This is a genomic window from Mycobacterium interjectum, from assembly GCF_900078675.2.
GTDB lineage: Bacteria > Actinomycetota > Actinomycetes > Mycobacteriales > Mycobacteriaceae > Mycobacterium > Mycobacterium interjectum.
The window spans coordinates 2,033,520-2,047,081 of sequence record NZ_LT546237.1; the positions used below are offsets into that span (position 1 = coordinate 2,033,520).

Annotated in this window: 12 protein-coding genes; 7 read left to right on the top strand and 5 right to left on the bottom strand. The window is 69.4% G+C overall.

The window, feature by feature from the left end; translation table 11 throughout:
* Positions 1–23: 23 nt before the first annotated feature.
* Positions 24–932, bottom strand: a complete 909-nt coding sequence (locus BN4348_RS44155) for an RNA polymerase sigma-70 factor (protein WP_066913684.1) — start codon at positions 930–932, stop codon at positions 24–26.
* Positions 933–969: 37 nt separating this feature from the next.
* On the opposite strand from BN4348_RS44155, the gene BN4348_RS44160 reads away from it, so the two are divergent.
* The 7 genes from BN4348_RS44160 (at position 970) to BN4348_RS44190 (ending at position 10,571) form a co-directional block, all read left to right on the top strand.
* Complete coding sequence (locus BN4348_RS44160; protein WP_066913686.1) at positions 970–2,424, top strand: thioredoxin family protein; 1,455 nt, start codon at positions 970–972, stop codon at positions 2,422–2,424.
* Positions 2,425–2,539: 115 nt separating this feature from the next.
* A complete protein-coding gene (locus BN4348_RS44165; protein ID WP_268921248.1) occupies positions 2,540–4,132 on the top strand; it encodes a Na+/H+ antiporter in 1,593 nt (530 codons plus the stop codon).
* Positions 4,133–4,247: 115 nt separating this feature from the next.
* A complete protein-coding gene (locus BN4348_RS44170; RefSeq protein WP_066913688.1) occupies positions 4,248–5,840 on the top strand; it encodes a Na+/H+ antiporter in 1,593 nt (530 codons plus the stop codon).
* Positions 5,841–5,848: 8 nt separating this feature from the next.
* Positions 5,849–7,006: an AAA family ATPase gene (locus BN4348_RS44175; RefSeq protein WP_066913690.1), complete on the top strand. Its 1,158-nt coding sequence runs from the start codon at positions 5,849–5,851 to the stop codon at positions 7,004–7,006.
* Positions 7,007–7,169: 163 nt separating this feature from the next.
* Complete coding sequence (locus BN4348_RS44180; protein ID WP_066913692.1) at positions 7,170–7,814, top strand: TetR/AcrR family transcriptional regulator; 645 nt, start codon at positions 7,170–7,172, stop codon at positions 7,812–7,814.
* Positions 7,805–9,364 carry an FAD-dependent monooxygenase gene (locus tag BN4348_RS44185; RefSeq protein ID WP_066913695.1) on the top strand — a complete coding sequence of 520 codons (1,560 nt, stop codon included), beginning with the start codon at positions 7,805–7,807 and terminating at the stop codon, positions 9,362–9,364. Before BN4348_RS44180 ends, BN4348_RS44185 begins: the two co-directional genes overlap by 10 nt.
* A gap of 103 nt (positions 9,365–9,467) precedes the next feature.
* Complete coding sequence (locus BN4348_RS44190) at positions 9,468–10,571, top strand: glycosyltransferase (protein WP_066913698.1); 1,104 nt, start codon at positions 9,468–9,470, stop codon at positions 10,569–10,571.
* On the opposite strand, the gene BN4348_RS44195 is transcribed toward BN4348_RS44190, so the two are convergent.
* From BN4348_RS44195 to BN4348_RS44210, 4 genes are all read right to left on the bottom strand, one after another.
* Complete coding sequence (locus BN4348_RS44195) at positions 10,568–10,939, bottom strand: SpoIIAA family protein (protein WP_066913702.1); 372 nt, start codon at positions 10,937–10,939, stop codon at positions 10,568–10,570. The genes BN4348_RS44190 and BN4348_RS44195 overlap by 4 nt on opposite strands.
* Positions 10,940–11,053: 114 nt before the next feature.
* The gene (locus BN4348_RS44200) at positions 11,054–12,361 is read right to left on the bottom strand and encodes an APC family permease (RefSeq protein ID WP_084454226.1); all 1,308 of its coding nucleotides are present in this window, start codon (positions 12,359–12,361) and stop codon (positions 11,054–11,056) included.
* Positions 12,358–13,050, bottom strand: a complete 693-nt coding sequence (locus BN4348_RS44205) for a TetR/AcrR family transcriptional regulator (RefSeq protein WP_066913705.1) — start codon at positions 13,048–13,050, stop codon at positions 12,358–12,360. Before BN4348_RS44205 ends, BN4348_RS44200 begins: the two co-directional genes overlap by 4 nt.
* Positions 13,034–13,486: a hypothetical protein gene (locus BN4348_RS44210; RefSeq protein WP_066913708.1), complete on the bottom strand. Its 453-nt coding sequence runs from the start codon at positions 13,484–13,486 to the stop codon at positions 13,034–13,036. Before BN4348_RS44210 ends, BN4348_RS44205 begins: the two co-directional genes overlap by 17 nt.
* Between the last annotated feature and the right edge of the window lie 76 nt (positions 13,487–13,562).

Sequence of the window (13,562 nt, forward strand, 5' to 3'; positions counted from 1 at the left end):
CCAGTATTCGATTCGCCATGCCCTTATGAACCGGGCAGAGCCGCCGGATGTGACAACTGCTCGGCAACAAATCGCAATTTGTCCGGATTGGCGATGGCCCGCAGGGCCGCTATCCGGTCGCCCACCACCTCGAAGCACAGGACACCGGCCAGCGTCTCGCCGTCGAAGGCCAGCATCGCCGGCTCGCCGTTGACCTCGCGAACGTCGAGACGCAGTCCGAGCCGCGGGATATTCCGGCCGAACGCGCGCGCCACGTAGGAAGCCACGCGGTCGCGACCCGAGATCGGCCGGCGGGCGGCCGCGACCTTGCCGCCGCCGTCGGCAGTGGAGGTCACGTCGGCGGTCAAGACCTCGACCAGCCCACCCACATCGCCGGCGCTGGCGGCGGTGAAGAACCTGTCGACGAGGCGCCGGTGTTGCGCCCGGTCCGGTTCAACCCGCTGCCGGGGTTCACCCAGCCGCTGCCGCGCGCGCCGGTACAGCTGGCGGGCGTTGGCCTCGGACGTGTGCAGGATCTCGGCGATCTCAAAGTGGCTGTAGGCGAAGGCCTCTCGCAGGACGAAGGCGGCACGCTCGGTGGGGTTGAGTCGCTCCATGAGGCCCAACAGCGCGATCGACACCGACTCGCGTTGCTCCGCGGTCTCGAGCGGGCCGAGCGTCCGGTCGTCGGTGAGGACCGGCTCCGGCAGCCAGGGGCCGGGGTAGACCTCGCGACGAGCGCGCGCCGACGTGAGCCGGTTCAGGCACAGGTTCGTGACGGCCTTGGTCAGCCACGCCGGCAGCGACTCGATCGCCGCGTAATCCGCGCCGTGCAGTCGCAGGTACGCATCCTGCACCGCGTCTTCGGCCTCGCTCGCCGACCCGAGCATCCGGTACGCCAACCAGAACAGGCGCGGACGCTGAGACTCGAACGCCTCCGCGAGATCGCTCACCCTCCCAGACTGCCATGCCACTGTCTACGATCCGCAGATGACGATATTGGCGGCGCGACTGGTCCTGGCGGGAATGTTCGCGGTCGCCGCGCTGACGAAGCTGTCAGATCGCGGCGGTGCGCGGCGGGCGGTGACGGCGTTCGGAGTGCCAAGGGCGGCTGCGGCATTCGTGGGACCGGCGCTGATCGCGAGCGAATTCGGCATCGCGGCGCTCCTGGTGGCCGAGCCGCGGACCGGCGGGGCGGCCGCGTTGCTCGCCCTCGCGGGATTCAGCGTCGTCGCGCTGGTCAGCCTCGCCCGCGGCCGCGCGATCGAGTGCCACTGCTTTGGGCGGCTGTCCTCCGCGCCGCTGGGCTGGCCGACGCTGGCCAGGAACGGGTGTTTCGCGGCGCTGGCCGCATCGGCGGCGCTGGACGGCCGCTTCGGTTGGGCGCTAACGGCTTTCGCGGTGGTCGCGCTCGGCTTGTGGCTTGGGCCCGCCGCGCGCCGGCGCTGGACGTCACGCAGCGGCGGCGCGGCCGGCTTGGCGCTGCCGGACCGGGCGGGCCACATCTGGACACTCGACGAGCTGCAGGAAAATCGCCGTCCGCTCGTCCTGGTCTTCAGCCAACCCGGCTGCGGCGCGTGCGAGGCGCTGCTGCCCGAGGTGGCCCGCTGGCAAGGCGACCTGGGCGGGCGCGTCACGGTCGCCCTGATCAACGGCCCCGCCGGCCACCGCGTGCCGCTGGAGCTCGTCGACGAGTCGCAGGCCTCGTTTGCGGCGTACGGCATCACCGCCACGCCCAGCGCGGTGCTCATCGACGGGGGCCGCAGGCTGGACACGGCGCTCGGCGCGGGCGCCATCGGCGAGCTCGTCGACCGGGCGGCGCGGCGGACCGGACTGACCCGGCGCGGACTGCTGCGGGGAGCATCGGTGGGCTTGCTTCCCGCCGTCGCGGCCACCGCGGCGGCGTGCGACGGGGGTGGCAAGACCAGCCCGCCGAGCAACATCGACGCCTTCGAGGTCGACGGCGCCTGGTTGTGCAACCAGACCTTCGCGCTGTGCACGACCGCGCCCTGCGTGCCGTCGAAAACCGACCCGGGCATCTCGGTGTGCGACTGCGTCGTGGTCAACGGCTACTCGGTCGGATTCCGCGATTGCAGCGACCGGGCCCAGTCGGGCAACAAGGTGCGGTCCGCGTTCTCCACGGTCAACGTCAACGCGAATTTCGGCGTGCTGACCTGCCCGTCGGGGGTCCCGTGGGCCAACTGCCTCGACGTCGAATGCGAGATCGATCCGACCAACCCCGCCGTCGCCAAGTGCCAATGCCTGACGGTCACGACCGGCGAGTCGCGGACGTTCGCCGGCGGCTGCGAAACCGCCACCTGCACCTCGACCATCTGGTCGGCCGCCACGCCCGACCTGCCGGCGACGGACCAATACCGCAAGGGGATGAACCAGATCGCCCAGCCAGTCAACTTTCCGAAGAGCTGTCCCGCGCCCCATCCCTAGCGCATGCGCTACCGCTTTTGCGAGTCACCCGACGCTGCCCTGACGGTGCTCGCGGTACCGCTGTGACTCCAAACCCCGCCCAGCGCAAGCCAAGCGCGTCCGGCAGGATGGGCTGGTGTTTGGCCTCGTCCTGATCGTCGCGCTCGTCTCCACCGTCATCGTGGGGACGGTCATCGGCCGGCGCTACCGCGTGGGTCCCCCGGTGCTGCTGATCCTGCTCGGCGCGCTGCTGGGTCTGCTCCCCCACTTCGGCCACGTGCACATCGACGGCGAGGTCGTGCTGCTGCTGTTCCTGCCCGCGATCCTCTACTGGGAGGGGCTGAATACCAGCTTCCGCGAGATCCGGGCGAACGCGCGCATCATCGTGTTCCTCAGCGTCGCCCTGGTGATCGCGACGGCGGCCGCGGTGTCGTGGACCGCACGGTCGCTGGGCATGGACCCGCACGCCGCCGGCGTCCTGGGCGCCGTGCTCTCCCCCACCGACGCCGCCGCGGTGGCCGGCCTCGCCAAGAAGCTGCCGCGCCGGTCGCTGACCGTGCTGAAGGCCGAGAGCCTCATCAACGACGGCACCGCGCTGGTGCTGTTCGCCGTCAGCGTCCACGTCGCGATCGGCGGGGCCGCGATCAGCCCGCTCGAAGTGTCCGCTCGGTTCGTGCTGTCCTACCTCGGCGGCATCGCCGCCGGGCTGCTGGTCGGCGGGGCGGCGACCCTCATCCGCAAACGACTCGACGCCCCGCAGGAGGAAGGGGCGCTAAGCCTGCTGACGCCGTTCGCGGCATTTTTGCTGGCCCAGGCATTCGACTGCAGCGGCGTGGTCGCAGTCATGGTGTCGGCCCTGGTGCTCGCCTACGCCGGCCCGCTGGTGATCCGGGCCCGGTCCCGCCTTGAGGCCTACGCCTTTTGGGACATCGCGACGTTCCTGCTCAACGGCTCGCTGTGGGTGTTCGTCGGGGTGCAGATCCCGGGCGCGCTGCGCGGTATCTCCAACGTCGACGGCGGGCTTCGTCACGCCGCCTACCTCGCCCTGGCGGTCACCGGCGTGGTGATCGCCTCCCGGATCGTGTGGGGCGAAGCCACCACCGCGCTGCTTCGGCTGATCGACCGCCGCGAGGTGCAACGCATGCGCCGCGTCAGCTGGCGCCAGCGTTTCGTCACCGTGTGGGCCGGATTCCGCGGGGCCGTGTCGCTGGCCGCGGCGGTGGCCGTCCCCGCGACGACGCTGAGCGGCGCGCCGTTNTGCAACCAGACCTTCGCGCTGTGCACGACCGCGCCCTGCGTGCCGTCGAAAACCGACCCGGGCATCTCGGTGTGCGACTGCGTCGTGGTCAACGGCTACTCGGTCGGATTCCGCGATTGCAGCGACCGGGCCCAGTCGGGCAACAAGGTGCGGTCCGCGTTCTCCACGGTCAACGTCAACGCGAATTTCGGCGTGCTGACCTGCCCGTCGGGGGTCCCGTGGGCCAACTGCCTCGACGTCGAATGCGAGATCGATCCGACCAACCCCGCCGTCGCCAAGTGCCAATGCCTGACGGTCACGACCGGCGAGTCGCGGACGTTCGCCGGCGGCTGCGAAACCGCCACCTGCACCTCGACCATCTGGTCGGCCGCCACGCCCGACCTGCCGGCGACGGACCAATACCGCAAGGGGATGAACCAGATCGCCCAGCCAGTCAACTTTCCGAAGAGCTGTCCCGCGCCCCATCCCTAGCGCATGCGCTACCGCTTTTGCGAGTCACCCGACGCTGCCCTGACGGTGCTCGCGGTACCGCTGTGACTCCAAACCCCGCCCAGCGCAAGCCAAGCGCGTCCGGCAGGATGGGCTGGTGTTTGGCCTCGTCCTGATCGTCGCGCTCGTCTCCACCGTCATCGTGGGGACGGTCATCGGCCGGCGCTACCGCGTGGGTCCCCCGGTGCTGCTGATCCTGCTCGGCGCGCTGCTGGGTCTGCTCCCCCACTTCGGCCACGTGCACATCGACGGCGAGGTCGTGCTGCTGCTGTTCCTGCCCGCGATCCTCTACTGGGAGGGGCTGAATACCAGCTTCCGCGAGATCCGGGCGAACGCGCGCATCATCGTGTTCCTCAGCGTCGCCCTGGTGATCGCGACGGCGGCCGCGGTGTCGTGGACCGCACGGTCGCTGGGCATGGACCCGCACGCCGCCGGCGTCCTGGGCGCCGTGCTCTCCCCCACCGACGCCGCCGCGGTGGCCGGCCTCGCCAAGAAGCTGCCGCGCCGGTCGCTGACCGTGCTGAAGGCCGAGAGCCTCATCAACGACGGCACCGCGCTGGTGCTGTTCGCCGTCAGCGTCCACGTCGCGATCGGCGGGGCCGCGATCAGCCCGCTCGAAGTGTCCGCTCGGTTCGTGCTGTCCTACCTCGGCGGCATCGCCGCCGGGCTGCTGGTCGGCGGGGCGGCGACCCTCATCCGCAAACGACTCGACGCCCCGCAGGAGGAAGGGGCGCTAAGCCTGCTGACGCCGTTCGCGGCATTTTTGCTGGCCCAGGCATTCGACTGCAGCGGCGTGGTCGCAGTCATGGTGTCGGCCCTGGTGCTCGCCTACGCCGGCCCGCTGGTGATCCGGGCCCGGTCCCGCCTTGAGGCCTACGCCTTTTGGGACATCGCGACGTTCCTGCTCAACGGCTCGCTGTGGGTGTTCGTCGGGGTGCAGATCCCGGGCGCGCTGCGCGGTATCTCCAACGTCGACGGCGGGCTTCGTCACGCCGCCTACCTCGCCCTGGCGGTCACCGGCGTGGTGATCGCCTCCCGGATCGTGTGGGGCGAAGCCACCACCGCGCTGCTTCGGCTGATCGACCGCCGCGAGGTGCAACGCATGCGCCGCGTCAGCTGGCGCCAGCGTTTCGTCACCGTGTGGGCCGGATTCCGCGGGGCCGTGTCGCTGGCCGCGGCGGTGGCCGTCCCCGCGACGACGCTGAGCGGCGCGCCGTTCCCGGACCGCAGCCTGCTCATCTTCATCGTGGTCGTCGTCATCCTGGTGACCGTCCTGGTCCAGGGAACCACGCTGCCGGCCGTGGTCCGCTGGGCCAAGATGCCCGACGACGTCACCTACGTCCAGGAGCTGGAGCTGGCCCGAACCCGCGGTGTGCAAGCCGCGCTCGCCGCGCTGCCGACGGTCGCCGACGAGGTCGGCATCAGTGACGACCTGCGGCGGCGCCTGCAAAAGGAATACGAGGAAAAGGCCGCGCTCGCCCAGGCCACCGAGGACGGTTCGACCAACAGCCGCCTGCTCAAGGGCAAGGAGAAAGTGCGCCGGGTGCGGTTGGGTGTGCTCGAACACAAGCGCCGCGAAATCACCGCGCTGCGAAACCAAAACCTCATCGACGACATCGTGCTGCGCGAGTTGCAAAACGAGATGGACCTCGAGGAAGTGCAACTCCTCGACGCCGCCGACGACGAGTAGGGCGCCTGGTGTTGCAGACGGTCGCCATCCGCGGGTACCGCTCGCTGCGGGAGGTGATCGTGCCGCTGGGCCGGCTGTCCATCGTCACCGGCGCCAACGGCGCGGGCAAGTCGTCGCTGTACCGCGCGCTGCGGCTGCTGGCCGACTGCGGCCGCGGCGAAGTGATCGGCTCACTGGCCCGCGAGGGCGGGCTGCAGTCGGTGCTGTGGGCGGGTCCCGAGCAACTGGGCGGCGCCCGTCGCACCGGCGAGGCCCAGGGCACGGTTCGCACCCGCCCCGTATCGCTCGAATTGGGTTTTACGGCAGACGATTTCGGCTACCTCGTCGACCTCGGCATGCCCCAGTCGGCCGGCCCCGAGTCGGCCTTCGCCCGCGACCCCGAGATCAAACGGGAGGCGGTGTTCGCCGGCCCGGTGCTGCGCAACGGCACGACGCTGGTGCGCCGGACCCGCGATTTCGCCGAGGTGAGCGCGGAATCGGGCCGGGGTTTCGACGAGCTGAGCCGGTCGCTGCCGTCGTATCGCAGCGTGCTGGCCGAGTATGCCCATCCGCACGCCTTGCCCGAATTGGCCGCCGTGCGTGAGCGATTGCGCGGCTGGCGCTTCTACGACGGCTTTCGCGTCGACCCCGGCGCGCCCGCGCGGCAGCCCCAGGTCGGCACCCGCACCCCGGTGCTTTCCGACGACGGCCACGACCTGGCCGCCGCGATCCAGACCATCATCGAGGCGGGCTTCGACGACCTGGCCCACACCGTCGCCGACGCCTTCGACGGCGCGACGGTCTCCGTCGCCGTGCACGACGGGGTGTTCGACCTGCAGCTGAAGCAGCGCGGCATGCTGCGCCCGCTGCGCGCGGCCGAATTATCCGACGGGACACTGCGATTCCTGCTCTGGGCCGCCGCGTTGCTCAGCCCGCAAGCGCCGTCGCTGATGGTGCTCAACGAGCCCGAAACTTCCCTGCACCCCGACCTGGTGCGCCCGCTCGCGTCGCTGATCCGCACCGCCGCCGCCCAGACCCAGGTCGTCGTCGTCACCCATTCCCGCGCGCTGTTGGAAGCCGCCGGCGACGACACGGTCGAGATCGAGCTGTACAAGGAGTGGGGCGAGACCCGCATCGCCGGGCAGGATCTGCTGACGACACCACGCTGGGATTGGGGCAAACGCTAATCCGCGCGGGGCCGCACCATCGCCCTTTGAGTGCGCGCCTGGGGCTTTTCAGTGTGAGTTCACGGTGCCGTTTGTCGGCGTGTCGTCGCCGTGGGCCCCACGCCGAAAAATTGCCTGCCAGGCAATCTTGCCCGCCGTGCACGTTTGGCGTACGTTGGTGCCCATGCCCGACCGACCGCCCGGACTGCGCGAGCGCAAGAAGGCCGATACCCGGCGCGCGCTCAGCGATGCCGCGCTGAACCTGGCGTTCGAGCGCGGGCTGGATAACGTGACGCGCGACGAGATCGCCAGCCTGGCCGGGGTATCGCTGCGCACCTTCAACAACTACTTCAGCGGCAAGTACGAGGCCCTGGCCTACCGGCAAACCGAGCGGATGCGCCGCGGTATCGCGGCATTTCGCCGGCGCCCCGCCGACGAACCGCTGTGGACGGCACTCGAGCACGCGGTGCTCGAACCCCTGGAGGAGGATTTCGGCGATTTCTACGGTGACGGGAATCAAGTGCCGAGCCGCAAGGAGCTCATCGAGGTGCGAAGGCTGCTGATGAACCCGCAGGTGCGAAACGCCTTGCCGCAGCGGCTTTTCGACGAGTGGCTCGAGGTGGTCGCCGAACGCACCGGCACCGACCCGGAACACGACCTGTACCCGCGGCTGGTGGTGGCCGTCGTGCGCGCGGTCGGCGACGCGGCCGCCGAGGCCTACGTGCGGGCCGACCCGCCGGTGGCCATCACCGACCTGATCCGCGACGGCTTCGCCGCCGTCAGCGCGGGGCTGCCGGAGCCCGTCAAGGATGTAACACCATGGCTTTGAAAAAGGACCAAGAACCCGCCGACATCGTCATTTCCGGCGCCGGGCCCAACGGGCTGATGCTGGCCTGCGAGCTGGCGCTGGCCGGCATCCGGCCCGTCGTGCTGGACGGCTTGCCCGGACCCAGCTCGGAGCCCAAGGCCAACGGCCTTGTCGGACAGGTGGTTCGGATGCTCGACATGCGCGGCCTCTACCAAGAGTTCACCGGCGACCCCAATGCCCCGCAACCCGTCTACGGGTGGATCTTCGCGGCCATGACGCTGAACTTCCTCGGCATGCCCGACAACCCGATGTACGCGCTGCCCATCCAGCAACCGCGGGTGGTGCGGCTGCTGGAGAAGCGGGCGCGCGACCTCGGAGTGGACCTGCGCTGGGGACACGAACTCACCGGCCTGGGGCAGGAAGCGAATTCCGTCGAGCTAACCGTATCCTCGCCGGAGCGCGAGTACCGCATCGCCGCCGGGTATCTGGTGGGCGCCGACGGCGGCCGCAGCCTGGTCCGCAAGACCGTCGGCATCGACTTCCCCGGCTATACATCGCAGACCGTTGGCCGGCTGGCCCACGTGCACATCCCCGATGGCCTCCGCCGCGCCGACGGCGGCATCGACGTCCCCGGGTTCGGCCGGATTGCGTTCGGCCACACGCGGTTGGATCGCGGCGGGCTGATTTACGCCGAGTTCGAACCCGGCCGCTCGCTGTTCGGCACCATCGAGTTCGGGCCGCCGGTCGAGGGCACACCTATGAGCCTCGCCGAACTGCGCGACAGCGCGCGTCGCGTCCTCGGCGTCGATCTGCCGTTCGAGGAACCGAAAGGCCCGGGGCCGCACGCCCTGCGCCGGATCAACGGGCAGAACACGCGCCACGCCGAGCGCTACCGCGACGGACGAGTCCTGCTGCTCGGCGACGCCGCCCACGTCCACAGCGCCATGGGCGGGCCCGGCCTGAACCTGGGACTGCAGGACGCCATGAACCTGGGTTGGAAGCTCGCGGCCCACCTCAACGGCCGGGCGCCCGCGGGATTGCTCGATACCTACGAGTCCGAGCGCCACCCCGTCGGCGAGCGCGTCATGATGCACTCGCTGTCGCAGACCGCCCTCATGGCGCCGGGCCCGGAAGTCGCCGCGCTGCGAACGCTGATGGGCGAACTGTTCGCCCTTCCCGACGTCGCCCGGCACATGGCGAAACTGCTGGCCGGCAACGACGTCCGGTACGACGTCGGCGACGACGACCCGTTGTCGGGCCGGCCCGTGCCCCCGCTCACCCTCACCGACGGCCGGCGAGTCGAAGAACTGCTCCACGACGCCCGCCCGGTCCTGCTCGACCTCGGCGGCGGCGCCGGCCCGCCGGCGCGCGGGTGGGCCGATCGCGTCGACGTGGTCGAAGCGACCACAGCCGAGCTGCCCGCCGCGGCGCTGCTGCTGCGGCCCGACGGCTATGTAGCCTGGGCGGCGGATGCGTTCGGGGCGGACGAGGAAGAAGGCCTGCGCGCCGCGCTGCGGCGTTGGTTCGGGCCCGAGTCGGCCCCTCGCGGGGATTGCTCTGGGCGGCAATGACTGTCGTGCGGTCCTTCTGTGGCAGCGGCGAATTCATAGAGTGTTCAGGCCAGCGTCGATTCCATCTCGTTGATTGCACACGCGCGCCGCGTGTCCTCACGGTATGCGCGTTGTTCAGGTGGCCAACTTCTACGGCCCTCGCTCCGGCGGCCTGCGCACCGCGATAGACCGGCTCGGCGCCGAATATTGCGCCACCGGGCACGAGGTGTTCTTGGTCGTCCCAGGTCGCAGCCCCGAACGTACCCAGCTGCGCACGGGCGTGGTGCGAATCACGCTGCCCGCTCGGTTGATTCCCTTCACCGGCGGCTACCGCGCGGTGATGCCGGGTCCCGTCAAAGCGCTGTTGAAGGCGCTGAAGCCCGACGCGCTGGAGGTCTCCGACCGGCTCACGCTGCGATCGCTGGGGCCGTGGGGCCGCGACTACGGCGCCAAGACGGTGATGATATCCCACGAGCGGCTGGATCGCCTTGTGGGGCAAATACTTCCGCGCCGCAGCGCCGAGCGGTTCGCGGACTTCGCCAATCGGCGCACGGCCGCCAACTACGACACCGTGGTGTGCACCACAGCGTTCGCCCGCGAGGAGTTCGACCGGATCGGGGCGACGAACACCGTCACCGTCCCATTAGGCGTGGATTTACAGACATTTCACCCACGCCGGCACTCGTACCTGGTGCGGCGGCGCTGGGCCGCCCCGCAACAGATCCTGCTGGTCCACTGCGGCCGCCTCTCGGTGGAAAAGCGCGTCGACCGCAGCATCGACGCGCTGGGTGCGCTGTGCCACGCCGGCGTCGACGCCCGGCTGGTCGTCGTGGGCGAGGGTCCGCTACGGGCCCGGCTGGAACGGCAGGCCGCCCGGCTGCCGATCGACTTCACCGGCTTCATCAACGACCGGCACACCGTCGCGGGGCTGCTGGCCACCGCCGACGTGCCGCTGGCACCCGGGCCGCACGAGACGTTCGGGCTGGCCGCACTCGAATCGCTGGCGTGCGGGACGCCGGCGGTGGTGTCGCGCACGTCGGCGCTGACCGAGATCATCACGCCGGACAGCGGCGCCCTGGCCGACAACGACCCTTTCGCCATCGCGTGGGCGGTCGGCGCGGTCGTCGGCCGACCCGAACACCACCGCCGCAACTCCGCTCGGCGCCGCGCAGAGAAATTCACCTGGGAACGGGCCGCGGCCGGCATGCTGGCTTCGCTGGGGACCTAGTCCTGCGGTTGGGCGATCCATTCGCGCGCCTTGTCCGCTTCGGCGGTCGCGAACGTGCGTAGCTGCGCAGGCATCAGGAAACCGAAGAACTTGACCGCGTGCTTGATCCAGTCGACATCGGTGACCACCGCAAGCCTTTCCCAGCTGAGGAAATGGCTGAGCCCCAGCTTCGTATCGTCCCAGACGGCGCCGGGATCGACGCCGGCGAAGTCCGATGCGATCTCGTAGTAGATCCGCAGCTTGTCGTGCCGAGTAAGTCTGTCGTTGACGTCTGGAATCAGAACCGTTTCGTAATCGGCCTTCGTCACGTGCCCATGGCACGCCAACGCTGCGACGTTGTCGGGGAAGCCCTTCAGCAGCTCAATCACTTTGCCCTCCAGAACGAGATTGATGGCGCAAGGTCGATGATCTGCCGGCTGCGAGTGCAGCCGTAGAGCCGAAGGTCACCGGTGGCGCCGCTGCGCCTGGCCGAGCCGCGGTGCTTAGGCGTCCGGCACCTGCATCGGGGGGTGGCTGACCTTTCGGCCGCGCAACTGGATCAGGCCCTCGACGACCACCGCACCGAGCAGCAAGCAACCGAGGACCCAGAGGTTTCCGGGCATCGCCGCCGCCGCGTACGCCGTCATCGCGCCGAGCGCGGCCAAGCAGGCCGCGGCGCCGGCCACGGCAATCAGTTTGGTCGTCCGCGCGGCGCGCAGCCGCAGCACCGCGAGGTTGACGGCCGCGAAGATGAGCAAGAATCCGGCCGACCCCATGAGGCTGATGCCCTCGATGTCCACGGCGTTGATCACGATCAGCGTGCCTACCGTCGTCGCGAGTAGCCCACCGATCGGCCGATCCCAGACCGGCTTGGCAAGGCTGGGAGGCAGTTCGCCGTCGCGCGCCATCAGGTAGGTGAACTTGCCGGTGCCGTAAAGGGTCGCGTTGATCGCGCTCGCGGTGGAAACCACTGCGGCGATCCCGATCAGAAAAAAGCCCGCCGAGCCCAGGAACGGACGCGCGGCGGCGGCCAGGGCATAGTCGCGGTCACGGTCGATCTGCACGACACTGAGGTTCCCGACGGCCACGAAAGCGACGAGCACATAAAGGACTATCACCACGCCGATCGAGATGAGGTACGCCCGCGGCAGACTGCGTCGTGGGTCCTTTGCGTCCTCGGCGGCGTTGGCTATCAACTCGAAACCCTCATATCCGAGAAAAATCAAGGCACCCGCGTAGACGATCACCCCCATCGAGGGGTAATGGGCGGGCGAAACCCGTTCGCCGTGAACGAAAGCCAGCCCTGCAACGCAAAAGATCAGCAGGATTGCCAGCTTGCCGTAGACCAAGATGGCCTCGGTCCGCCCGACGAGCCGCGCGCCGGCCAGGTTCAGAGCCGCGAAGACCAGCACCACACCGCTGGCCAGCACGCGCCGCCAGGGCCCGGTGGGATCGACGCCCAGCAACGCGGCGGCGTAACTGCCGAAGGCAACCGCGTACAGGCCAAGCATCACGAAATAGCTCAGCCACAACAGCACATTCAATGGCCCGGCGATCGCCGTACCGAAGCACTTGTCGAGGAAAAAGGCGGTGCCGCCGCGGCTGCGAACGCGAACCGACAGCAGCGCGTACGACCGCCCGGTCAGCGCCGCGATCACTCCGCCGGCGACAAAGGAAAGGTAGGCGCCCGCGCCGGCGATCTGCACGGTCAGCCCCAGCACCGAGAAGATGCCGCCGCCTACCATGCCGCCGATTCCGATCGACACCAGGGCGGCGATCCCGAGCTGACCCGATGCCCGCTGTCCGGTCATAGCGCCGCGACCATCGCCTCGACCTGCGCGTGCGTCAACGTGGTGATGCTTCCGTCGGCGAGCCCGAGGATGCGGTCGACCGCCAGCCCGTGCAGCCTGAATCGCGTTGTCAGGCGGTCGATTGCCAGTTCCCGGGCCGACTCGTCGGGCGCCCGCAACACCTCGAGGATGTTCGAGTTGGTACGTGCCGCAAGGCCGTAGATCATGTCGGCGACGCCCTCGGGGTCGAACGTGTCGAACACGCACTCCGCGACACCGTCCGATATCAACCGGGTCAGCAGCGGCAGGAACAGCGCCTCCTCGACGGCCAGGATTCGGGCGTACAGATGGGCGTTTTCCGGGCGCAGCAACGACACCATCGCCGCCAGCTGCTCGGGCCCACCCGCCCTCATGTGCACGTCGACGCTGGCCCGCAAGGCCGCGTTGAGCCGGGCCAACGCGTTGCCATCGCACGCGGCGACGGCGGCGTGCACGGCAGCGAACGCTTCGCCCGCGCTGCGCTCAGCCAACGCGGTGATCAGCGCTTCCTTGGACGGAAACCAGTGGTAGAACGCGCCTTTCGAGACCCCGGCGTCGGCGATGAGGTCGTTGAGGCTGACGTTGTCGTAACCGTCGCGCACGAATAACGAGGCCGCCCGATCGAGCAGCTCCGCCCGTCGGGTATCGGGATGCTTAACTACCCGCGGCATGCGGGCGATCGTCGGTCGGGCGTTCCGGCTTCCAGCCCACGTAGGTCAGATAGAGACCGGCCGCGGCCAGGCAGGCGAACAACACCCAGATCACCGCCGACGCACCCGAACTGTAGACGGCGTTGCCGCCCACGTCGTAGACCCGGGGAACGGTCAACAGCAGCAGGCCGCGGATCAGGAAGAACCAGCCCACGACCGAGACGATGATCGCCGCGGGGCTGCGCCAATACTGGTGAAACGCGATGATGAAAAGGCCGCCCGCCAAAAGAATGGCGCCGTAGATCCACGACCACATCGGGTTGGCCTTGAATTCGTTGAACAGCACTTGCATGTCATGCCCGCGCACCGCGACGGTGGTCGGCACGATGGTGAGGAACGGGCCCATCACCCTCGCGAACATCCGGGTGCGGATCTGCGACAGCTCTGAACCGCTCATTGCACTACCTCCCTGGTCACCCGGGAAGTATAAGCAGACCGGTGGTCGGTATACCAGACCGGCGGTCGGTGAAGGT